The following is a 22,257-nucleotide window of genomic DNA, read 5'->3' as shown; positions in this document are numbered from 1 at the left end:
AAATGGGGGGGAAGGCGGAGAAAGGCAGAAAGGGCAAAATTGCCGACGGGGGAGAGGAGGGGGAGTGCGGGGGCCGCCATGATCGATGGTGTCATCAACGGCAGCACGATGGTCACCAGCACGGTGAACCAGCCGGCGCCGCCGGCGCGCGCCGCCTCGACCAGTTCACGCGGCAGCTTGCGCAGGCCGGCGCGCACCAGCAGGAAGACCAGCGGACCATACTGCACGCCGAGCAGCAGGATGATGCCTGACGTGGAATAGAGCGGGTTTTTGGTGCCGAGTGGCGGTGCTGCGCCAAAGAGCTTCAGGAACGGGCTTGCCGGGCCGAACAATTGCAGCCAGGCCAGCGCCGTCACCTGCGGCGCGATCATCAATGGCATGACATAGCAAAGCACCAGGGCGCTGCGGCTGCGTATGTCGGTCAGCGTGATGAGGACGGCCACCAGCGTTCCCGACAGCACCGCAAGCAGGGTGCCGCCAACGCCGACGACCAGCGTATGCCAGGTTGCGATCCAGGTTGCGGGACTGGCGAGCCCGGCCTTTATCGCGACGGTCGACAGCGTGCCGCCAGGTGCCACGATCTCCTTGATAAGACGCAGCATCGGCAGCAGGGACAGCAGGACGATGACGATGCCTGCCGCCGCCGTCAGGGCCATTTCCTGGCCCCGGCTTTCCCTGATCCGTGTTGACATGATTGCGTTTCCTGGGATCGATCGGCCGATGCGATCGGGTTTTGCCGGTCAGGGATGCCGCTGGGACGGCATCCCGCCGGGATTGCCCGCTCAGCCGCCGAACAGGTCCGAGAACTTCGCCTTGTCGGCGTCGGTCGTGGCAACGATTGCCTTGGTGTCGAACGGCATCACCTTGACCTTGACGCCTTCCGGCAGCCATTCGGGGCGGCCGACCGAGGCGCGCGCCGGCAGATAGCCCATCGACAGCGCCAGCTTCTGGCCCTCATCCGAGAGAATGAAGTCGACGAACTTCTTGGCGCCGTCGACATTCTTGGCCGTCTTCATGATGGCGACCGGCTCGGTCACCGCCGGCACGCCTTCGCTGGGGAACACGAATTCGACCGGCGAGCCCTTCTTCTTGGCGTTCATAGCCATGAAGTCGACGAGGATGCCATAGGGCTTCTCGCCTGATGCCACCGACTTCAGCACGGCGCCATTGCCGCGCACGCTGACGGTGTTGTTGGTCTTGAGTTTCTGAAAGAAATCCCAGCCATAATTGGTGTCGCCGACAAAGCCCGAAAGCAGGTAGGCGGCCGCACCCGAATAGAGCGGGCTCGGCATGACGAGGCCATCGGCATAGGCCGGCTTGGCGAGATCGGCCCAATGCTCCGGCTTTTCAGCAGCCGCGGTGTTGTAGACGATGCCGGTGGTGATCAGCTTGCTGCCGAAATAGGTCTTGCCGGCGTCATAGGCATCCGCCTCGATGCCGTCGAGCTTGGCCTCGGGATAGGGCAGCAGCCGGTCGTCCTTCTTCAACAGCTCCATCGAGACCGCGTCGGCGATCAAAAGCACATCGGGCTGCGGGCTGCCGGCGGCAAACTCGGCCGCCATCTTGGTCAGGATGTCGCTCGTTCCCGAACGATAGATGGTCACGTCGATGCCGGGCTGCGCCTTCTTGAAGGCGTCCACGGTCTTGGCCGCGTCGGCTTCCGGCTGTGATGTATAGAGCGTCAGCGTTTCGGCGTTTGCCACGCCGGCAAACAAAGTTGCCGCGAGCGCCAGCTGGCTGGCCAGCAGCTTGATGAAGTGCGTCTTCAATGAGACCTCCTGTCCTGTCTGTGCATGACCGGTCCGGCTCCTGGCCGGCTCCCCGTCCCGTCCTCCCTGCACGGCGCATATGACTGGTGGATGACACAGCGCGTGTGCGACCCGATCAGGCAACAGCTTCGCGCGAAATGCTCTCACGGCACAACAGTTACGGCCCGCGGAACCGGCGTTCCACGAGCCTCATGATCTCTGGCGGGCTGGCAATCCTTTGATGCAGCTGGCCGCCCCACCCGAAGGTTTCGCTGCCTAGACAGGTCCTAAACCAGCATGCCCATCGGATTTTCGATCAGCCGCTTGAAGGCGACGAGCAGTTCGGCACCCAGCGCACCATCGACGGCGCGGTGGTCGGTCGACAGCGTCACCGACATCACGGTGGCTATTCTGATCTCGCCGTTCTTGACCACTGCCCGCTCCTCGCCGGCACCGACCGCCAGGATGGTCGCATGCGGCGGGTTGATGACTGCGGCAAAATCCTTGATGCCGAACATGCCCAGGTTGGACACCGCCGTGGTGCCGCCCTGATACTCTTCCGGCTTCAGCTTGCGGCTGCGCGCCCGGCTGGCCAGATCCTTCATCTCGTTGGAGATGGTGGACAGCGTCTTTTCGTCGGCATGCCGAATGATCGGCGTGATCAGGCCGCCGGGGATCGACACGGCAACGCCGACATCGGCATGCTTGTGCTTGACCATGGCGGTTTCGGTCCATGACGCATTGGCATCGGGCACCGCCTTCAGCGCCAGCGCCATCGCCTTGATGACCATGTCGTTGACCGACAGCTTGTAGGCGGGTGCGTCGCCCTTATCGGTCTTCTTCACTGGCGCTGCCGCATTGATCTGCGTGCGCAGCGCCAGCAGCGCATCGAGCTCACAGTCGAGCGTCAGGTAGAAATGCGGGATGGTGGTCTTGGCCTCGACCAGCCGGCGCGCAATGGTCTTGCGCATGTTGTCATGCGGGACGAGGTCGTAGGAGCCAGCCTCGAACAGCTTCAGCACCTGATCGTCCGACATCGCCTTCACCGCAGGGGCGGCAGCAGACGGAGCCACTGGCGCACCAGCGGGCGCGGCCTTGGCGGCAGGCTTGGCACCGCCACCGGCAATCGCCGCGTCGACATCGGCCTTCACCACCCGGCCATGCGGGCCGGTGCCGGTCACAGCAGAGACATCGACGCCAGCTTCCCTGGCGATGCGGCGCGCAAGCGGCGAGGCGAAGGTGCGCTCGCCAGCCGCGTGGCCGTTGGCAACCGGAGCCGCCTCTGCCTTGGGTGCGGCTGCGGCAGGCTCGGCCTTTGGTGCCTCAGCCTTTGGTGCTTCCGCCTTCGGCGCATCCGCTTTCGGAGCCTCGGCTTTCGCTGGTGCGGCAGCACCACCGCTTTTCGCGGCAGCGCCGGCATCCTCGCCTTCGGCGGCAAGCACGGCGATCAACGCATTGACCTTGACGCCTTCGGTTCCGGCGGGAACGACGAGCTTTGCAACCGTGCCCTCATCGACAGCTTCGACTTCCATCGTTGCCTTGTCCGTCTCGATCTCGGCGATGACATCGCCGGGCGAAACCTTGTCGCCCTCCTTGACGAGCCACTTGGACAGATTGCCCTCTTCCATTGTGGGCGACAGGGCCGGCATGGTGATGTTGATTGGCATTTTGTCCTCCCGCCCGGTTCAGCGATACGTGACGGCTTTGACCGCCTCGATGACCTCGCCGACATTCGGCAAAGCTAGTTTCTCGAGGTTGGCCGCATAGGGCATAGGGACGTCCTTGCCGGCAATGGTGATGACCGGCGCGTCGAGGAAATCGAAGGCGCGCTGCGACACCTGGTTGGCGATATGGTCGCCGACCGAGCTCTGCGGATATCCCTCTTCGACAACGATCAGCCGGTTGGTCTTCTTGACCGAGGCGACGATGGTATCGAGGTCGAGCGGGCGGATGGTCCTGAGATCGATGATCTCGACGTCGATGCCCATGCCGCGCAACTCGGCTTCAGCCTTGACCGCATAGGTCATGCCGATGCCGAAGGACACGATGGTGACGTCCTTGCCGGTCTTGTGGATGCGCGCCTTGCCGATCGGCAGCACGAAGTCATCGAGCTTCGGCACGTCGAAGGACTGGCCGTAAAGGATTTCGTTCTCGAGGAAGATTACCGGGTTCGGATCGCGGATCGCCGCCTTCAGCAAGCCCTTGGCGTCGGCGGCGGTGTAAGGCATCACCACTTTCAGGCCCGGAATGTGGCTATACCAGGCGGCATAGCACTGCGAGTGCTGGGCAGCGACCCGGGCGGCGGCGCCGTTCGGTCCCCGGAACACGATCGGCGCGCCCATCTGGCCGCCCGACATATAGAGCGTCTTGGCGGCGGAGTTGATGATCTGGTCGATCGCCTGCATGGCGAAGTTGAAGGTCATGAACTCGACGATCGGCTTCAGGCCAGCCATGGCAGCACCAACGCCAACGCCGGCAAAGCCATGCTCGGTGATCGGCGTGTCGACGACGCGCCGCGGCCCGAACTCCTGCAGCAACCCTTGTGTGATCTTGTAGGCGCCCTGGTATTCGGCGACCTCCTCGCCCATGACGAAGACATCGCCATCGCGGCGCATTTCCTCGGCCATCGCGTCACGCAGCGCTTCACGCACCGTGGTCGAGACCATCTCCGTGCCGGCCGGAATGTCCGGATCGGCGGCGATTTCCGTCTTTGGAGCAGCAGCCACCGGCGCGGCAGCCGGCTTTGTGGCCTCCGCCTTGTCCTCGGCGGCGGCTGGAGCCTCTGCCTTTGCGGGTGCTTCCACCTTGGCGGAAGCCGCGGCCTTGCCGATATCACCGGCACTTTCGCCGTCCTGCAACAGCACGGCGATGGGTGTGTTGACCTTGACGCCTTCGGTGCCGGCAGCGATCAGGATCTTGCCCAGCGTGCCTTCGTCAACGGCTTCGACTTCCATCGTCGCCTTGTCGGTCTCGATCTCGGCGATGACGTCGCCGGCGACGACCTTGTCGCCCTCGTTCTTCAACCACTTGGAAAGATTGCCCTCTTCCATGGTCGGCGAGAGAGCGGGCATGAGAATTTCGATCGGCATGTCCTTGCCCTCCCGTTACAATACGATATTGGTCCAGAGCTCGGACGGATCCGGCTCCGCGTCGTTCTGGGCAAATTCGGCGGCGTCGGCGACGATGTCGCGGACCTCCTTGTCGATGGTCTTGAGTTCGTCCTCGGTCGCCCACTTCTTCTCGATCAGCCGCGCCTTGACCTGTTCGATCGGGTCATGCTCGGAGCGCATCTTCTGCACTTCTTCCTTGGAGCGATACTTCGCCGGATCGGACATCGAGTGGCCGCGATAGCGATAGGTCTGCATTTCGAGGATCAATGGGCCGTTGCCGGCACGGCACCATTCGGTGGCCAGGTCGCCCGCCGCCTTGACGGCGCGGACATCCATGCCGTCGACCTGGATGCCGGGAATCTTGAAGGAGGCGCCGCGATGCGAAAAGTCCGTCTCGGCCGACGAGCGCGAGACCGAGGTGCCCATGGCATAGCGGTTGTTCTCGATGATGTAGATCACCGGCAGCTTCCACAGCGAGGCCATGTTGAAGCTTTCATAGACCTGGCCCTGGTTGGCCGCACCGTCGCCGAAATAGGTCAGCGAGACATTGTTGTTGTCGCGGTAGCGGTTGGCGAAGGCCAAGCCCGTGCCGAGCGACACCTGCGCGCCGACGATGCCGTGGCCGCCGTAAAAGTGCTTTTCCTTGGAGAACATATGCATGGAGCCGCCCTTGCCCCGTGACAAGCCGCCGCGACGCCCGGTCAGCTCGGCCATGACGCCACGCGGCGACAGCTCCATCGCCAGCATGTGACCGTGGTCGCGATAGGCGGTGATCATCTGATCGCCGTCGATCAGCGCCATCTTCATGCCGGTGACGACCGCTTCCTGGCCGATATAGAGATGGCAGAAGCCGCCGATGAAGCCCATGCCGTAAAGCTGGCCGGCCTTTTCCTCGAAGCGGCGGATGAGCAGCATGTGCCGGTAAGCGGCAAGCTCTTCGTCCTTGGTGAATTCGGCGGGCTTGGGGGCCGAAAGCCCCGATTTGCCGTCGGATTTGGATTTGGCAGGCGCTTTTCTGGCGGCGGTGGCCATGCATCACTCCCTGTTGGCGTCTCTTTGTGGACATTAGAGCAGAGGAAATCTGCTCTGGGGAGATCAGCTCCTCCCCACCGATTTGAGGGAGGCTAACACGCGTTAAAGCGTTGCGCCATGCCGAATTTGCATAGCTGGCATGCGCCTAAGCGATTAAAATCATTGAAAATATTGGCGATTAACTCGATATCGGTTATTTCGCCGCCGCCGGCAACATGATGGTGATTTCATCAGCCTGGGACAGATTGAGCGCCTTGCGCGCCTGCTCGTCGAGCATGTCCTTCTCCAGCGTGCCTTCATGCATCAGTCGAACGCGGCGCTCGAGTTCCATGCGGCGCGCCTTGATCGCATCGAGCTGGCTCTGCAGCGCAACCGTCTGGGCTTCCAGCTGATATTTCGAATAGATGCCGAATTCACCGTGATAGGCATGAAAGCCAAAATAGGCCAGGAACGCCACGCAGAGCGAGGGAATGATCAGCCGGCCGGTGTTTCTCTGCTTGTGCTGACGCGTCCACATCGCCCGATTCCTCTCGGCCGCGAACTCAGGCGGCTCACGACCTTTTTCGCCCGATTGTGCTTAACGGACGGTTACGGGTGACCGGTTTGGCGAGCCGAAATGAAAAAGGGCGGGAATGCTCCCGCCCTTTCATCCGATATCCGGGATCCCGAATCCCGAATGCTTGCGGATCAGTCCTTGACCACCGACTTGCCGGCATAGCTTGCCTGCTTGCCGAGCTCTTCCTCGATGCGGATCAGCTGATTGTACTTGGCCATGCGGTCGGAGCGCGACAGCGAGCCGGTCTTGATCTGTCCGCAATTGGTGGCAACCGCGAGATCGGCGATGGTCGAATCCTCGGTTTCGCCCGAGCGGTGAGACATGACGGCGGTGTAGCCGGCCTTGTGCGCGGTTTCGACGGCGTCGAGCGTTTCCGTCAGCGAGCCGATCTGGTTGACCTTGACTAGGATCGAATTGGCAACGCCCATGCGGATGCCGTCGCGCAGCCGTGCGGTGTTGGTGACGAACAGGTCGTCGCCGACCAGCTGGGTCTTCTTGCCGATCAGGTCGGTGAGGTACTTCCAGCCTTCCCAGTCGTCCTCGGCCAAGCCGTCCTCGATCGAGATGATCGGATAATCGGCGGCAAGCTTGGCCAGGTATTTGGCCTGGGCCTTGGGGTCACGTGTCTTCTTCTCGCCCTCATAGACGTAGTTGCCGTCCTTGAAGAACTCGGTCGCCGCGCAATCAAGGCCGAGCGCGATCTCCTCGCCCGGCTTGAAGCCGGCCTGCTCGATCGATTCCATGATGAAGTCGAGCGCCACCGGCGCGCTTTTCAGGTTCGGGGCAAAGCCGCCCTCATCGCCGACATTGGTGTTGTGGCCGGCGTCCTTCAGTTTCTTGCGCAACGTGTGGAAGATTTCCGAACCCCAGCGCACCCCTTCGCGCAGCGTCGGCGCGCCGATCGGCATGATCATGAATTCCTGGAAGTCGATCGGGTTGTCGGCATGCGCGCCGCCATTGATGATGTTCATCATCGGCACCGGCAGGACGTGTGCCTTGGTGCCGCCGACATAGCGGTAGAGCGGCAGGCCGGCGGCTTCGGCCGCGGCCTTGGCCACCGCCAGGGAGACGCCGAGAATGGCGTTGGCGCCGAGCCGGCTCTTGTTGGGCGTGCCGTCAAGCTCGATCATGGTCTGGTCGATATGGATCTGGTTTTCGGCCTCCATGCCGCCGATCGCCTCGAACAGCTCACCGTTCACCGCTTCGACGGCCTTGAGCACGCCCTTGCCGAGATAGCGGGCGCCGCCGTCGCGCAGTTCGACGGCCTCGTGGGCACCGGTCGAGGCGCCCGACGGGACCGCCGCGCGGCCCATCGAGCCGTCTTCGAGAATGACATCGACCTCGACGGTCGGATTTCCACGGCTGTCCAGGATTTCACGCCCGACAATGTCGATGATGGCGGTCATTGCGATGTCCTCGATTGATCTGACTGATGTCGCGCACGTCTTAGCCAAAGTGCTGCAAAAGGCAATCGGCCGGCTCGCAATTATTGCCGTGGCGTCAGCCCCGAACGATTCACGAAGCGCAAATCGCTGTCATCATAAGTCATGTACGGCGGACCGGCTTGCGGCTATGATGTGGGTGCGCGGGGCGAAACAGGAGGTTTCGCCATGTCCCAGTTGAGCGGTATCGTGAGTTTGTTCCTGATCGCGGCTGCGTTCCTGACGTCGTGCGACAATCAGCAGTCGCCACCCAAGGCGATGGCCCCCGTGCACATCAGCGAATAGCTGCCACATCAAACCAAAATGGCCCCGTCTCGACGGGGCCATTTTGGTTTTGAGCCGTCAGTGCCAGTAAGGCGTGACCTTGTAGTAGTCGTAGGAGGCGTCGCGAGCGGTCTCGCCATCCGCGTCGGTCAGTTCGTTGATCGAATAGGCAGGCGCCGCCTTCAACTGCTCCTTGGAGAACGGCACGACATAGCCGCCCTTGTCCTCGTCATAGTCGAGGCTGGCCCACGGAATGGCATGATATTTTTCGCCGATGCCGAGGAAGCCTCCGAAACCAATCACCGCGAACATGATGCCGTTCGACGTCTTGTCGAGCATGACGTCCTGGATGCTGCCGATGCTCTTACCTTCGGTGTTGTAGACCGAAGTGCCGATGACTCGCGAAGCGGCAATGGCTTGGGTGTGGCCCGTCTGGGTTGTCATGATGTGCTCCTCATTGTCGTTGATCTATGCTTTGACAATGAGGGGCGCGGGCGAAAGTTCCCGACTTTTTTCGGCGACGATCGGTTCACTCCGCGAGGATGAAGGTGACCTTCATGTTGACGCGATAGGCAGCAATCTTGCCGTCTTCGACAACGATCTTCTGATCCTGGATCCAGGCGCCTTCGACGTTCTTCAGGGTTTTCGAAGCGCGCGCAATTCCCTTTTCGATGGCGTCCTGAAAGCTCTTCTTCGACGATGATGTGATTTCGGTGACGCGGGCAACAGACATGGCTTCCTCCTGCCAAAACGCTCATTTGCCGGGCAAGCGTACAGCCGGCTTATGCCGATCACAAGCGCTGGCGCCCCTGGGACCATTGTCATGCCGCCGCCCGGCGTGGCATTGAAGGGGCGTCCAGTCGTTTGGGGAGGCGGCAATGGCCCGAAGGCGCAGTCAGCAGCCAGCAGCGGCGCAGCCGCCGGTGGTCGACGCCAATGCCGCCAACGCGTCCAGCGGCTACTTCTTTGCCGGCGCCATGGTGCTGATCGCCATCCTGATCCCCTGGTATTTCGAGCTGCCGCTCAACTTCGATGTGACCGACCGCGAATTCAATCCGCTCGTCTTCGTACCGGTCGTGTTCGGGGTGATCGGGCTCTACGCGTTGCCAAAGGCGATCCGCGACACGCTGCGCGTGCGCAAATTCGGTGCGACGACACTGCAGGCCGGCCCGGCAAGACCCGGCGGACACTTCGAGGGCCTGGTTCGCTCCAGCCGCGACCTCAGCCCCAGCGGCGACTACACCGTCCTACTTCGTTGCATTCGCACCTACCGCGTCGGCGGACCAATTGTGAACACCATCGCGGAGGACAAATCGACCTACAAGGAAGAACTCAAATACCAGGAAAAGCTCGTCGTCCCGCGTGGTTCGGTGCAGTCGAGCGCGGGCATCCCCTTTGCGTTCGCAATCCCGGCGGACGCGCTGCCATCCAACGGACCGCCGGTCTACGAGCGCCAGCACGGTAATGTCCGCTGGATCCTGACGGTCACGGCGCCGATGCCGGGCGTCGACTATTATGCGGTGTTCGCGATCGACATGAGGCGGTCGGGCCAGAACAATTGATGCGATGCCGGAAGTATCCTCGGACGTTTCAGAGGCCCTTGGCGATGCGATCGAATGCCATCAGCCGCTCGAGCAGGGCCGGCATGTCCTTCAACGGCAGCATGTTCGGGCCGTCGGAAGAGGTCGAATTATCCGGATCCTGGTGGGTCTCGATGAACACGCCGGCAACGCCGACAGCGACAGCCGCGCGGGCCAGCGTCTCGACAAAGCGGCGTTCACCACCCGAGGATCCGCCCTGCCCGCCCGGCTGCTGCACCGAGTGCGTGGCGTCGAAGATCACCGGCGCGCCGATCTCGGCCATGATGGGCAGAGCACGCATGTCGGACACCAGTGTGTTGTAGCCAAAGGACGCGCCGCGCTCGGTGGTCAGCACATTGGCGTTGCCGGAGCCGGTAATCTTGGCGACGACGTTCTTCATGTCCCAAGGGGCGAGGAATTGTCCCTTCTTCACGTTGATCACCTTGCCGGTTTTGGCGGCGGCGACCAGCATGTCGGTCTGGCGCGACAGGAAAGCCGGAATCTGCAGGACGTCCACATGCGGCGCGACGATGGCGCACTGCTCCTCGGTGTGGACATCGGTCAGCACGGGGAGTGAAAATTCCTTGCGCAGTTCGTCGAAGACGGGAAGGGCTGCGTCCATGCCGGCACCCCGGGTCGCGGACAGTGAGGTGCGGTTGGCCTTGTCGTAGCTGGTCTTGTAGACGAGGCCTATGCCGAGCTTGCCGGTCAGTTCCTTCAGCGCGCCGGCCATGTCGAAGGCATGCTGGCGCGATTCAAACTGGCAAGGGCCGGCGATCAGCGACAGCGCCGCATTGTTGTCGAAGACGACATTGCCGACGGTTACCGACGAATTGGGCGCCATCGAATTGGGCGCTTGCGGCTTGCTCATGGGATCTCCCGGAAAATGAAAGCCGCGCCCTGTCCAGGCGCAGGCTGCACGACAATATCATTGCCCGCTATATCGTGTTGGATGGAATTGGCTGCAAGCAGCCTCGATGTGACATCGGCGCGCCGGACCGAAAAGACCACAGCGGCGAAGCGAAGGTCCGTCGGCGCGCCAGCCGGCAGGCCAAAGCGCGCGGTGAAAGACGCGCGATCAAGCACGGTCAAATCTGCATTCGGCAAGTGAGACGTGCCGCCATGCCCATTGGCGGTCGGAGCGTCTACCGCCACGGAAATCAGCCGATGCTGTTCTCCAGGCGCATCGCTGACCGCAACGATCTCGACAATTCCGGTGGCGCCGTTGGCGTGGGCCTGCAAAGCCGTGCGGTCCACATCAGGCGCGTTGACCCGCTCGCAGGCAAACAGGAAGGCGTCCGTGGCTTCGGCTCCGGCCGCGAAGGCGAGCTTGAACGATGCGATGTCGCTTTTGCCCGCCGTGTCCGTGAAGGCGCGCGAGAAGCTCAGCATGTCGCCCGCCGAGATGCCTGCTTCGAGGTAGCGCGCATGGTCGGCGTCGACGTTGCCGGTTGCAAGGACCATCGCCGAAAAGCCCTCATCGCCGTTGCTCTCGCGATAGATGCGGTCGCGCGTGACGAACACATTGCTCTCTGCAATGGCCTGCGTCGCGGCCCGTTCATCACCGATCGCCAGCGGCTCCAGATAGGCGCCATCGGCGAGGAACACACAGCAGTTTTCGGTTCCGAAGGGATGGATGCCGGTCGGGGCAACGACGAAGCCAAGCGCGGCGAGCCGGGCTCGCGCCACCTCAAGGCTCTGCGTCGGCAGCACCAGGTGATCGAGCGGATGAGTGCCAGTGGTTCGGGTCATGCAGGCGCGATGTGCATCATTCCGCAAACCGGTTCAAGACATGATCGCAATCCCGGCCAGTTCGCCTCACCAGTTCACCGACGCCGAAAAAAGGCATCATCTGGGGCAGTCCTCGATCAGCTGCCGGCCACAACATCGGCGGAATAACGCAGTTCGCGCATTGGTTTGACCTTGCTGGTGGTCTGCGCGTAGAGCGGGTGCGCCTTGTAGGCGGCCAGCGCGGCGTCATCGGCGAACTCCGCATAGACGACCACGTCGACCTCATCCGACAGCGGATCGACCTTGGTGTTCAAGGTGACCTCGAAAAGGCTGGAATGGGGGATGTTGCCGAGCGCCAACAGACCGGTGCGCACGGCCTCGACATCCTCTTTACGCCGCGCGCTGAAGAAAACGATATGTCGGATCAACCCCGCCTCCTCGATCAAAATGCTGGGGTCTTTTGTGACGGCAGGACGGTGGCGTCAATCGACAAGGATGTCGCGGCTGCCAGTCGTTCGAATGGACGCTAGCCGGTGACGGATCGCACGACGTGCGAGACACCCCTTACCGTGGAGTCCAGATACCGGCCCTGATTGTATAGGCCGTCCCAGATCAGGAAAAACGTGATGGCGGCAATGACGACTACATAACGCATGGCTAAATCTATCGCACAAGCAAGGGAGCAGCCATAGGCGTTTTTGGCGCGTTCGGCCCTTGCTGTGTAAAAGGCAGATCCACGCCAGCGAGAGCGACCCCGCTTGGCACAGCCCCGTTTGCAGCCTGCCTCTTGAAGTCCCCCCTCATGACGTGGAAGATTGTCGCAGGGATTCACTGGGAAGTGCTGAAGCTCAGGGGAAAAGGAGCGCGCGCTTTTCGTTCGAGCCCGCCCTTCACTCAGCCGGTCAGCACCCGTGATGAGGCAAAGGCGTTCGAACCCGGCGAATGATCCAAGAGAACCGCGGCCCGGCAATTTGCGCCGACACCGCGGAAATCCAGGGGCGTGAGATGGCACACAAGGAACATTTTGGCGCAGCATTGAGCGACGCGGTCAGGCTGGACGAATTCAATTTTGCCGAGATCGTCAAGGGCCTGCCGGCCAAGGCCCGCATGGTGCTGTCAGCGGCGATGAACCTGCCACGCGGGTCGCTCAAGGTCAGGATGCCGGACGGGCGCGCCGTCCTCGTCGGCGGCAAGGGACCCGGCCCGGACGCCGAACTGGTGCTCAAGAACTGGCGCTTGCCGGGCCGCGCCTTTTCTGGCGGCACGATCGGCGTTGCCGAATCCTACATGGACGGCGATTGGGACAGCCCCGACGTGACCAGCTTCCTGGAGCTGTTCGTGGTCAATTCGGTCGTCGGCGAGCGTATCGCGGGCGGCACCAGCTGGCTGATCAATACCGTCCAGCGCATTCGCCACTGGTTCAACCAGAACACGCGCACCGGCTCGAAGCGCAACATCTCGGCGCATTACGACCTCGGTAACGCCTTCTACAAGGAATGGCTCGATCCGAGCATGACCTATTCTTCGGCGCTCTACACGACAGGTGCCAACGACCTGGAAAGCGCGCAAGCCGCCAAATATCGTGCGTTGGCGAAGGATACAGGGATAGGTCCGAAGGACCACGTGCTGGAAATCGGCTGTGGCTGGGGCGGCTTCGCCGAATTCGCAGCACGCGAGATCGGCTGCCGGGTGACCGGGCTGACGATCAGCCGCGAGCAGCACGATTTCGCCAAGGCGCGTATCGCCAAGGCCGGGCTTGCCGACAAGGTCGACATCAAGCTGCAGGACTATCGCGACGAAACCGGCACCTATGACCGCATCGCCTCGATCGAGATGTTCGAGGCGGTCGGCGAGAAATACTGGCCTGTGTTTTTCGGCAAGATGAAGGCCTGCCTGAGGCCCGGCGGCACCGCCGGCCTGCAGATCATCACCATCAACGAAGCCGCCTACGATACGTATCGCGCAAGGCCCGATTTCATCCAGCGCTACGTTTTCCCGGGCGGCATGCTGCCGACGCCGTCGATCCTGAAAGCACTCGGCAAGGATCACGGCCTTGCCCATCTGCGCGAGCGCGTGTTTCCGGACGATTACGCGCGTACGCTCGCCGAATGGCGCCACCGGTTCTGGGCGTCATGGGAGAAGATCGTCCCGCTCGGCTTCGACGACCGCTTCAAGAAGCTCTGGGAGTTCTACCTGCACTATTGCGAGGCCGGATTCCGCGCCAGCTACATCGACGTGCGCCAGGTGGTCTACAAGGCGTAAGTCGAGAACGCTCTTCGATTCATTGCCGCTGACCAGGCGATGTCGAGCATGATCTCGATATCGTCGCTCGGTCGCCGTCAAAAAGTCCAATCGCGAAGCAGGATGCCGCGCAGGACGGACGAATCGGAAATCACCTGATGCGCAAACGGACGATCTTCTTCGGCGTCATTGTTGTCGCTGCGGCGGGCATCCGGCTCAACAACACCTCTCTGTTGTCGAGCCGCGCCGGCAGCCCGGAGGTGCTCGCCCATCGCGGCCTTGCTCAGGACTACGCACGTGAAGGTATAACGGGTGAGACTTGCACGGCCAGTCGCATGTTGCCGCCGCGCCATGCCTACCTCGAAAACACGATCCCCTCGATGGAGGCCGCCTTCGCGCTGGGCGCTGACGCGCTTGAACTGGATGTCCACCCGACGACGGACGGCAAGTTCGCCGTCTTCCACGACTGGACGCTGGATTGTCGCACGGAAGGCAAGGGAGAAACACGCAACCATTCCATGGCCGAGTTGAAGACGCTCGATGTCGGCTATGGCTACACCGCGGATGGCGGCAAGAGTTTTCCCTTTCGCGGGACGGGTATCGGCATGATGCCATCGCTGGATGAGGTTCTGTCGCATTTCCCGGCCCACCGCTTCAACATCAACGTCAAGAGCAACGACCCGGGCGAAGGCGAAAAGCTGGCCGCACGGCTCGCCACGCTGTCGCCTGCCGAACGCTTCTATCTGTCGGTCTATGGCGGCGACAATCCGGTTGCCGCGGTCAAGGCCGCGCTACCGGACATGCATACGCTAAGCCGCGCGTCGCTGACGCAATGCATCCTGCGCTATGCCGCGATTGGCTGGAGCGGCTACGTTCCAGATGCCTGCCGCAATGGCACCTTGCTCATCCCCGTCAACATCGCAAAATGGATGTGGGGTTGGCCAAACCGGTTTCTCGATCGCATGCAAGGCGTCGATAGCCGCGTCTACCTGCGCGGCCCTTATTCCGGCGGCGACTTTTCGCAAGGGCTCGACGATCCCGAACTGATCAAGCAGCTGCCGAACGGCTATTCCGGCGGCATTTCCACGGATGCGCTGGATCTCATCATGCCTGACATCAAGAAGCGTTCGCGCCGCCGGCTGAATCCACGCCATAGGGCCTGGATTCGAGCCGACCCGAACCGAACCACCCTTCAAAGCAGGATGCGGTATTTCGCGAATCCTGCTTCGCCCTCACCCGCCGGCTCGATCTTCAGCAACTTCACCTCGGCAATGAAATCCTTCGCCCTGGCGCCGGTTTCGAACACGGCGCTGGTTCCAGGCAATGGTGCGAACGACCAGTTGCCGTCCGCCGACGGGTTGATCGTGCCCTCGCTGACGATGTAGCGAACGATGACGTCGCGATTGGTGTCCGGCGCTTCGTAGATGATCTTCGAGGCATTGATGTCGGGGAAATTGCCGCCGCCGCCGGCTCGGTAATTGTTGGTCGCAACGACGAATTTTTGTTTGGGATCAATTGGTTTTCCATCGAAACTCAGGTCGACGATACGGTTGGCGCCGGCGTTCGCCAGCCCGCCCTTGGCATCGTATTTCGGCGGCTGCGACAGATCTATCCTGTAGGTGACGCCGTCGATGACGTCGAAATTGTAGGATGGGAAGTCGGTGTTGATCAGGGCCTGATCGGCCTTCCCTGGCTCGATCCGGTTGAAGATGCCGGCCGACATTTCCAGCCATTCCTTGACCTGCGCACCGGTGATTTCGACCGCACGCACGGTGTTGGGATAGAGGTAGAGGTCGGCAACGTTCTTGATAGCGATATCGCCTGCCGGCACGTCGGTATAATAGTCGGCGCCGTTGCGCCCGCCGGCCTTGAACGGAGCGGCCGCCGACAGCAGCGGCACATCCTTCCATTGCGTGTTCTTGAGAATGTCCCTGAGGTACCAGGTCTGCGCCTGGCTAACGACCTGCACCGACGGATCGTCGGCGACCAGCGCGAAATAGGAATAGAGCGGCGCGGAGGTCTTGCCGACGGGACGCCGCACATACGCCAGTGTCGCCTGGTGGTCCTGCTCGAGTGCCGCGATGATGCGCTTGTCGTCGGGGACAGTCGGCTTGTTCTTGTTGTCGACGCGCTCGAAGATCGGCCGCGCCTCGGAAGTGGCTGAAACGACCTTCCATTTCGACCCGTCGCGTTCCAGCATCAGGTCGATCAGCCCCATATGCGAGCCCCAGAATCCACCCATGACGGCGGGTTTGCCCTGCAGCGTGCCTTTCTGCGTGTCGACACCTTCAAGCGACTGGAAGTCCTTCTTGCCGGGGAACACCAGATGCTGGTGACCGGTGAACACCGCATCGATGCCATCGACACCGGCGACAAAGAACGAAGCGTTCTCCATCATGTCGCCCTGCTTCACGTCGATGCCGGAATGCGAGAGCGCGATGACGATGTCGGCGCCCTCTTCCTTCATCTGCGGCACCCAGGCCTTGGCCGCCTCGACGATGTCACGCGTCTTGACGCTGCCTTCGAGGTTCTTGAGATCCCAGACCATGATCTGCGGCGGCACGAAGCCGATGATGCCGATCCTGATCGGCAGTTCGGCGCCCGAACCGTCCTTGATCTTCTTGTCGAGGATGACATAGGGCTTGAGGTAGAGTTTGTCGTCGCGCGGGTTCGCGGCCAGCTCGGTGCCGCGGATCAGATTGGCGCAGACGAAGGGGAAATTAGCGCCGGCCAGCACCTTGTCCAGGAATGACAGGCCGTAGTTGAATTCGTGGTTGCCGAGCGTCGAGCACTCGTAGCCGAGCAGGTTCATGCCTTTCATGATCGGATGCAGGTCGCCGTCCTTCAGTCCTTTCTCATAGGCGATGTAGTCGCCCATCGGGTTGCCCTGCAGCAGGTCGCCATTGTCGATCAGCATGGAATTCACGGCTTCCTTGCGTACGGCGTCGATCAGGGAAGCCGTACGCGACAGCCCCATCGAGTCGTTCGCTTTGTCGGCGTAATAATCGTAAGGCAGCACGTTCACATGGATGTCGGTGGTTTCCATGATCCGGAGATGCGCCTGGTTACCTTGAGCGCGGGCGGAGAACGGATGCAGCATGATCAGTGCCCCTGCGGCGGCGCCCGCAAGGAGATCGCGGCGGGACACGGGATGGAGCAGTTGCGACATGTTTTCTCCTTCGACGACGTAACAGGCCCTGCCCCAAAGCGAATTTCGCTCTGAAACTCATCCAAGTCCATTCAAGAAGTTGCGCGCGCCAAACATCAGTCGATCAGCAACAGATGACGCGCGGATGAACATACGCAGCCGAAGAAGATCAGCCCTTGTCGTCGTCGCCCTGGGTGATCAGCCGCGCGCTGCGCTGGCCCGTCGCGTAGATCCATAGCCAGCTCAACGAAACCGCAAGCCGGTTGCGAAAGCCGATCAGGAAATAGATGTGAGCAATCCCCCACAGCCACCAGGCCGCCCAGCCGGTCAGCTTGATCCAGCCGAAATCGATCACCGCGGCGCGCTTGCCGATCGTGGCGAGATCGCCGTCATGCCGGTAGCGGAACGGCCGCGCGACGGTGTCGCCGGCAAGCCGCGCCTTCAAGGTGGTGGCAACATGCCGGCCCTGCTGCTTGGCGGCTGGTGCTACGCCGGGAACGGGCCGCCCGTCAGGCCGCAGGACATGAGCGGCATCGCCGATGACGAAAATCTCCGGGCTGCCAGGCACGCTCAGATCAGGCTCGACCAGCACCCTGCCCGCCCGGTCCGCGGCCGCGCCGAGCCATTCGGCGGCTGGTGAAGCGGCAACGCCCGCCGCCCACAGGATCGTCTTCGCCGCCAATTGCTTGTCGCCGAAGACGACGCCCTCGGCGTCGCAACGCGTAACAGCCCGGCCGAGTTCGATCGTTACGCCCAGCCGCTCGAGCGCTTTGCCGGCATAGTCGGAAAGTTTCGGTGCGAAATTGGCAAGGATGCGGTCACCGGCTTCGATCAGCACCACGCGCGTTTGCCGCGTGTCGATGTTGCGAAACTCGCCGTGCAGCGTGTCGTGCGCGAGCTCGACGATGGTGCCGGCCAGCTCAACGCCGGTCGGCCCGCCGCCGACGATTGCAATGGTCAGCAGCGCCTGGCGTTTGGCGGGATCGGTTTCTCGCTCGGCCTGCTCGAAGGCCAAAAGAATGCGCCGCCGAACCGTGGTGGCGTCCTCCAGCGTCTTCAGGCCGGGCGCGAAAGACTCCCATTCGTCATGGCCGAAATAGGCGTGGCGGGCACCGGTGGCGAGCAGCAGCGTGTCGTAAGCGACCGCGCTACCGTCATCGAGCAGGACTTTTTTGCCGGCACGATCGATGCCGACAACATTGGCAAGCAGCGTCGTCACATCCTTGCGCTTGCGCAGGAGGTGGCGGACCGGCCAAGCGATCTCGGACGTCGCCAGCGCCGTGGTCGCCACCTGGTAGAGCAGTGGCTGGAAAAGGTGATGGTTGCGCTTGTCGATCATGGTGATGCGCACCGGTGCGCCACCAAGCGCTCGCGTGAATTCGAGACCACCGAAACCCGCGCCGACAACGACGATACGAAGGCTGGCCTGGTTCATCTCAATTCACCCCTGACGGGCAATATTGCCTGCCCCAGATGTAGGTACTTTTGTGCAACGCAGCAACAGACCGCCGGTGCCTGAGACTCGTCGTTCCATGTCGTGAATGCACATGTTGTATCGTATCGCGAGGTATAGCGTCATCGAACACGCGATGAGGTGAGGCATGGCCGACGATCATGACGATGAGGCTCCGGCGCAATATTCTTCGCCGCCCTGTTTCATGCATGAACTCGATCCGGAATTCCGTGCGCCTCTAAGCGACTGGACCGATGTTAGGCGCTGGCGCAAGGCCGAGCGCGAACGCCTGATCGCCGCGCGTCTTGCCGTTTCGGCCGACGCGCGAACCGTCATGTCGCAACGCATCGCCGAAGGCCTCGACGCGATCATCGGCGAGATCGCCGGCCGCATGGTCAGCCTTTACTGGCCGTTTCGCGGCGAGCCGGATCTACGGCCATGGATGGCGTCCATCAATGAACGCGGTGGCCGCACAGCGCTGCCTATCGTCGTGGAGAAAGGGCAACCGCTGATCTTCCGTACCTACAAATCCGGAGATCGGCTGGAAAAAGGCATCTGGAACATCCCGATCCCCGCCGAGGGCGATCCGGTGCTGCCCGACATCGTCATCTCGCCGATCGTCGGCATCGATCCGTCAAACTATCGCCTGGGCTATGGTGGCGGCTTCTTCGACCGCACACTGGCCGCCATGCCATTCAAGCCGCTGGTCATCGGCGTCGGCTATGAGCTGCAGCGCATCGCCACCATCTATCCGCAACCGCACGATATCCCGATGGATCGGATCGTAACGGTGACCTAGGCCATTTCCGGCTTCATGCCCATGGCGGTCCGGTCGACGATTTCGCGCAAGGCAAAGGACGAATTGATCTTGGTCACATGCGGCATCGCCGACAGCCATTCCTTGTGGATGCGCTCATAGTCGACGAGATCCTTTGCCGCGATGCGCAGGATGTAGTCGTATTCGCCCGACATCAGATGGCACGACAGCACGTTCGGGCAGCGCTTGATCGCCGCCTCGAAATCCGACAGCGTCTTCTCGAACTGTCCCGACAGCGATATGTGCACGATCGCCGTCATCTGGTGGCCAAGTGCTGCATTGGAAAGCCGGGCGTGGTAGCCGCGGATGGTTCCGGATTTCTCCAGATTGTCGAGCCGGCGCGAACAGGCCGACTGCGACAGGCCAACCTTCTCGGCAAGTGCTGCATTGGGTATCCTGCCATCCTTCTGCAGAGTCTCGAGAATGGCGATATCAATCCTGTCGAGCGGCATTTTTCGTGAATCCTGCGAATATCCTGCTATTTTGCGCAACAATTATCGAAACGCGCCCATCCGCGCAAGCGCATTCGCAAACACCTGCACACCGATTCGTGGTTCACTCCATCCATACAGGGAACGAGCCCAAAAGGGCCGGATCAGGAGAAGAAAATGCGCGTCGGCTGCCCCAAGGAAATCAAGAACCACGAATATCGCGTCGGCCTCACCCCCGGCTCGGTCCGCGAATATGTCGCCCACGGCCACGAAGTGCTGGTCGAGACCGGCGCCGGGGCCGGCATCGGCGCCGATGACAACGCCTACCGCGCCGCCGGCGCCACGATTGCCAAGACGGCCGCCGACGTGTTCGCCAAGTCGGACATGATCGTCAAGGTCAAGGAGCCGCAGCCCAACGAATGGGCGCAGCTGCGCGAAGGCCAGATCCTGTACACCTATCTTCATCTTGCCCCGGATCCGGAACAGACCAAGGGCCTGCTTGCGTCCGGCGTGACGGCAATCGCCTACGAGACCGTGACCGACGATCGTGGCGGCCTGCCGCTGCTGGCGCCGATGTCGGAAGTCGCCGGACGTCTGTCGATCCAGGCCGGAGCCACGGCGCTGCAGAAGGCCAATGGCGGCCGCGGCGTGCTGCTCGGCGGCGTGCCCGGCGTGCTGCCCGGCAAGGTCACCGTGCTCGGCGGCGGCGTTGTCGGCCTGCACGCTGCCAGGATGGCGGTCGGGCTTGGAGCCGATGTCACCATCATCGATCGTTCGATCCCGAGATTGCGCCAGCTCGACGACCTCTTCACCGGTCGCGTCCATACCCGCTACTCGACTGTCGAAGCGCTGGAAGAAGAGTGCTTTTCGGCCGACATCATCGTCGGCGCGGTGCTGATCCCGGGCGCCGCGGCGCCCAAGCTGGTTTCGCGCGAAATGCTCTCGGGCATGAAGAAGGGCTCGGTGCTGGTCGACGTCGCCATCGACCAGGGCGGCTGCTTCGAGACCTCGCATGCCACCACTCACGCCGATCCGACCTACGAGGTCGACGGCGTCATCCACTATTGCGTCGCCAACATGCCGGGCGCGGTGCCGGTCACGTCAGCCCATGCGCTCAACAACGCGACGCTTCACTACGGCCTGCAGCTTGCCGACAAGGGCCTGAAGGCGCTGGTCGACGACCATCATTTGCGCAACGGCCTCAATGTCCACAAGGGCAAGATCACCAACCGGGCGGTCGCCGAAGCACTCGGCTACGAACTGGTCGAGCCGAAAGCTGTTCTCGCGGCCTGAAATCTCACCTAGGAAAACTTTCTCCTGTCAGCCCGCCGGTTTACGCCGGCGGGTTTTTCTTCGAGAAATCAAGGATATCGGCGCCTGTTTTTCAGGCAATTCGGAATCAAAAACATGTGCCGTTACGGCACTTTGCCTAACATTGTTGCATTTTTGCCATACCTAAATTAGCCGACTCCTTGCTAGGAAGATTCCGGGCTTATTAATTAGGGGTTTGGGCTATGTTCATTCGCGTTTCTGCGAAGTCTTTTCTTTTTTCCGCTGTGTCACTCGTAGCTTTGATGTCTGCCGCTCACGCGGCCGACGTCGTGCAGCCAGTCGAAGCGAGCGGCTTCAACTGGAGCGGAGCCTACGTCGGCATTGGCGGCGGCTTTGGCGCCAGTGTGCATAAGTTCAGCGTGCCGGGCCTGGGCTTCAATGGCCTTGGTGGAAATGGCGTGTTTGGTGAATTGACCGCAGGCTACGACTACATGGTTTCGGAGCGTTTCCTGCTCGGCGGTTTCATCGACGCGAATTTGAGCAACATCGGTCCCTCGTTGAGCATTGCAGGTGGCGATGTCGATCTGACAAACTCCTATGGCTTCGATGTTGGCCTGCGCGCCGGCTACCTGCTCAATCAGAATACGCTGGGCTATGTGCTTGGTGGCTATACCTGGCAGCATTTCAAGCTTGATGGGTCGGGCGCAGCGGACGGCTTGGAATTTTCGCAGGACCGCAGTGGCTATGTTCTCGGCGTTGGCATGGAAACCGCGCTGCGTGGCAACTGGACGCTGAAGACCGAATATCGCTATGCAGACTACGGCGACAAGTCGGTCCTCAATCTTGGCGGCGCCCCTCTGAACGTCGAGCCGTCCACCCACACCTTCCATATTGCTGCCAACTATCGCTTCGGCGCGCAGAATGGTGGCGGCACTTCTTTTGCTACCCCAGCCTACAACTGGAGCGGGTTCTATGTTGGAGGTGCGCTCGGTGCCGGCACGATGGTGCATGACCTGACGCTCCTAGGTGCCGTTGAGTTGGACGGCATCGGCGGCGAAGGCGTGTTCGGCGAGGCCAGCGTCGGTTATGATCATGATTTCGGCAGCTGGGTCGCAGGCGTTCAGTTGGACGCCCGTTATTCTGGCATCCAGTCCAAGCTCGATCTCGGCGGTGGCTCAATCAAGGGCGACGCCGACTATGGCTTCGATGCCCTCGCTCGAATTGGTGCCAAGGTCAACGAATCAACCCTGGCCTATGTGCTCGGCGGTTACAGCTGGCAGCATTTTGATCTGCATGCAGAAGCACCGGGTGGCGGCAGCGCCGACATCTACGACTGGGGCTCCAGCGGCTTCTCGATCGGTGGCGGCCTGGAAACAGCCGTTTCCAGCAATATGACCGTCGGTCTCGAGTACCGCTATTCGCAGTATCAGAA

Annotated in this window: 22 protein-coding genes and 1 pseudogene; 7 read left to right on the top strand and 16 right to left on the bottom strand. The window is 61.9% G+C overall.

The window, feature by feature from the left end:
* The 9 genes from EN993_RS13180 to EN993_RS13135 form a co-directional block, all read right to left on the bottom strand.
* On the bottom strand, window positions 1–692 hold a 692-nt coding region (locus tag EN993_RS13180), incomplete at its 3' end, for an ABC transporter permease subunit (protein ID WP_164757650.1).
* A gap of 90 nt (window positions 693–782) precedes the next feature.
* Window positions 783–1,769 (bottom strand): ABC transporter substrate-binding protein, encoded by a 987-nt coding sequence (locus EN993_RS13175; RefSeq protein WP_127263523.1) that lies wholly within the window; start codon window positions 1,767–1,769, stop codon window positions 783–785.
* A 266-nt stretch (window positions 1,770–2,035) separates the two neighbouring features.
* The gene (locus tag EN993_RS13170; RefSeq protein ID WP_127263521.1) at window positions 2,036–3,415 is read right to left on the bottom strand and encodes a pyruvate dehydrogenase complex dihydrolipoamide acetyltransferase; all 1,380 of its coding nucleotides are present in this window, start codon (window positions 3,413–3,415) and stop codon (window positions 2,036–2,038) included.
* An 18-nt stretch (window positions 3,416–3,433) separates the two neighbouring features.
* On the bottom strand, window positions 3,434–4,837 hold the full coding sequence (locus tag EN993_RS13165) for a pyruvate dehydrogenase complex E1 component subunit beta (protein WP_126069176.1): 1,404 nt from the start codon (window positions 4,835–4,837) through the stop codon (window positions 3,434–3,436).
* A 15-nt stretch (window positions 4,838–4,852) separates the two neighbouring features.
* Entirely contained in the window at window positions 4,853–5,890 is a 1,038-nt protein-coding gene (gene pdhA / locus EN993_RS13160; RefSeq protein ID WP_126069177.1) for a pyruvate dehydrogenase (acetyl-transferring) E1 component subunit alpha, read from the bottom strand.
* A 193-nt stretch (window positions 5,891–6,083) separates the two neighbouring features.
* Window positions 6,084–6,407: a septum formation initiator family protein gene (locus EN993_RS13155; protein WP_127263519.1), complete on the bottom strand. Its 324-nt coding sequence runs from the start codon at window positions 6,405–6,407 to the stop codon at window positions 6,084–6,086.
* A 170-nt stretch (window positions 6,408–6,577) separates the two neighbouring features.
* Window positions 6,578–7,852 carry a phosphopyruvate hydratase gene (gene eno, locus EN993_RS13150; RefSeq protein WP_127263517.1) on the bottom strand — a complete coding sequence of 425 codons (1,275 nt, stop codon included), beginning with the start codon at window positions 7,850–7,852 and terminating at the stop codon, window positions 6,578–6,580.
* A gap of 378 nt (window positions 7,853–8,230) precedes the next feature.
* Window positions 8,231–8,596 (bottom strand): PRC-barrel domain-containing protein, encoded by a 366-nt coding sequence (locus EN993_RS13140; protein ID WP_109672337.1) that lies wholly within the window; start codon window positions 8,594–8,596, stop codon window positions 8,231–8,233.
* Between the two features lie 85 nt (window positions 8,597–8,681).
* Window positions 8,682–8,885 carry a dodecin family protein gene (locus EN993_RS13135; protein ID WP_027045027.1) on the bottom strand — a complete coding sequence of 68 codons (204 nt, stop codon included), beginning with the start codon at window positions 8,883–8,885 and terminating at the stop codon, window positions 8,682–8,684.
* A 145-nt stretch (window positions 8,886–9,030) separates the two neighbouring features.
* Here EN993_RS13135 and EN993_RS13130 point away from each other — a divergent pair, with 145 nt between their 5' ends.
* Complete coding sequence (locus tag EN993_RS13130) at window positions 9,031–9,714, top strand: hypothetical protein (protein WP_127263515.1); 684 nt, start codon at window positions 9,031–9,033, stop codon at window positions 9,712–9,714.
* 28 nt (window positions 9,715–9,742) lie between these two features.
* Here EN993_RS13130 and kdsA read toward each other — a convergent pair whose 3' ends face one another.
* From kdsA to EN993_RS38335, 4 genes are all read right to left on the bottom strand, one after another.
* On the bottom strand, window positions 9,743–10,603 hold the full coding sequence (gene kdsA, locus EN993_RS13125; protein ID WP_127263513.1) for a 3-deoxy-8-phosphooctulonate synthase: 861 nt from the start codon (window positions 10,601–10,603) through the stop codon (window positions 9,743–9,745).
* Window positions 10,600–11,484, bottom strand: coding sequence for a VOC family protein (locus EN993_RS13120; RefSeq protein WP_127263511.1), 885 nt, complete (start codon window positions 11,482–11,484; stop codon window positions 10,600–10,602). Before EN993_RS13120 ends, kdsA begins: the two co-directional genes overlap by 4 nt.
* A 116-nt stretch (window positions 11,485–11,600) precedes the next feature.
* Complete coding sequence (locus EN993_RS13115) at window positions 11,601–11,891, bottom strand: Dabb family protein (protein WP_013531473.1); 291 nt, start codon at window positions 11,889–11,891, stop codon at window positions 11,601–11,603.
* A 98-nt stretch (window positions 11,892–11,989) separates the two neighbouring features.
* Window positions 11,990–12,118 (bottom strand): hypothetical protein, encoded by a 129-nt coding sequence (locus EN993_RS38335; protein ID WP_281036067.1) that lies wholly within the window; start codon window positions 12,116–12,118, stop codon window positions 11,990–11,992.
* A 6-nt stretch (window positions 12,119–12,124) separates the two neighbouring features.
* Here EN993_RS38335 and EN993_RS38440 point away from each other — a divergent pair, with 6 nt between their 5' ends.
* The 3 genes and pseudogenes from EN993_RS38440 to EN993_RS13105 all read left to right on the top strand — a co-directional run.
* A complete protein-coding gene (locus EN993_RS38440; protein WP_342770067.1) occupies window positions 12,125–12,409 on the top strand; it encodes a DUF1365 family protein in 285 nt (94 codons plus the stop codon).
* 59 nt (window positions 12,410–12,468) lie between these two features.
* Window positions 12,469–13,725, top strand: coding sequence for a cyclopropane-fatty-acyl-phospholipid synthase family protein (locus tag EN993_RS13110; protein ID WP_109672360.1), 1,257 nt, complete (start codon window positions 12,469–12,471; stop codon window positions 13,723–13,725).
* A 137-nt stretch (window positions 13,726–13,862) separates the two neighbouring features.
* Window positions 13,863–14,810: pseudogene (locus tag EN993_RS13105) on the top strand (glycerophosphodiester phosphodiesterase family protein); the annotation flags it as partial.
* Between the two features lie 86 nt (window positions 14,811–14,896).
* On the opposite strand, the gene EN993_RS13100 reads toward EN993_RS13105, so the two are convergent.
* Complete coding sequence (locus tag EN993_RS13100) at window positions 14,897–16,873, bottom strand: bifunctional 2',3'-cyclic-nucleotide 2'-phosphodiesterase/3'-nucleotidase (protein ID WP_109672321.1); 1,977 nt, start codon at window positions 16,871–16,873, stop codon at window positions 14,897–14,899.
* Window positions 16,874–17,021: 148 nt separating this feature from the next.
* A complete protein-coding gene (locus EN993_RS13095) occupies window positions 17,022–18,287 on the bottom strand; it encodes an NAD(P)/FAD-dependent oxidoreductase (RefSeq protein ID WP_109672319.1) in 1,266 nt (421 codons plus the stop codon).
* A 166-nt stretch (window positions 18,288–18,453) separates the two neighbouring features.
* On the opposite strand from EN993_RS13095, the gene EN993_RS13090 reads away from it, so the two are divergent.
* Complete coding sequence (locus EN993_RS13090) at window positions 18,454–19,104, top strand: 5-formyltetrahydrofolate cyclo-ligase (protein ID WP_109672316.1); 651 nt, start codon at window positions 18,454–18,456, stop codon at window positions 19,102–19,104.
* On the opposite strand, the gene EN993_RS13085 is transcribed toward EN993_RS13090, so the two are convergent.
* Window positions 19,101–19,574, bottom strand: coding sequence for an Lrp/AsnC family transcriptional regulator (locus EN993_RS13085; RefSeq protein WP_010909317.1), 474 nt, complete (start codon window positions 19,572–19,574; stop codon window positions 19,101–19,103). The two genes, EN993_RS13090 and EN993_RS13085, sit on opposite strands and share 4 nt — an antisense overlap.
* Window positions 19,575–19,730: 156 nt before the next feature.
* Between EN993_RS13085 and ald the strand changes: the two genes are divergently transcribed.
* Together ald and EN993_RS13075 are read left to right on the top strand one after the other, a co-directional pair.
* Window positions 19,731–20,846, top strand: coding sequence for an alanine dehydrogenase (ald, locus tag EN993_RS13080; protein ID WP_127263509.1), 1,116 nt, complete (start codon window positions 19,731–19,733; stop codon window positions 20,844–20,846).
* Between the two features lie 221 nt (window positions 20,847–21,067).
* The coding region (locus EN993_RS13075) for an outer membrane beta-barrel protein (RefSeq protein ID WP_164757649.1) at window positions 21,068–22,257 on the top strand (1,190 nt) is incomplete at its 3' end.

The sequence above is a fragment of the Mesorhizobium sp. M7D.F.Ca.US.004.01.2.1 genome (genome assembly GCF_003997785.1).
In the GTDB taxonomy this organism is placed as follows: domain Bacteria; phylum Pseudomonadota; class Alphaproteobacteria; order Rhizobiales; family Rhizobiaceae; genus Mesorhizobium; species Mesorhizobium loti.
This window is presented reverse-complemented; position numbering and strand designations above follow the sequence as displayed.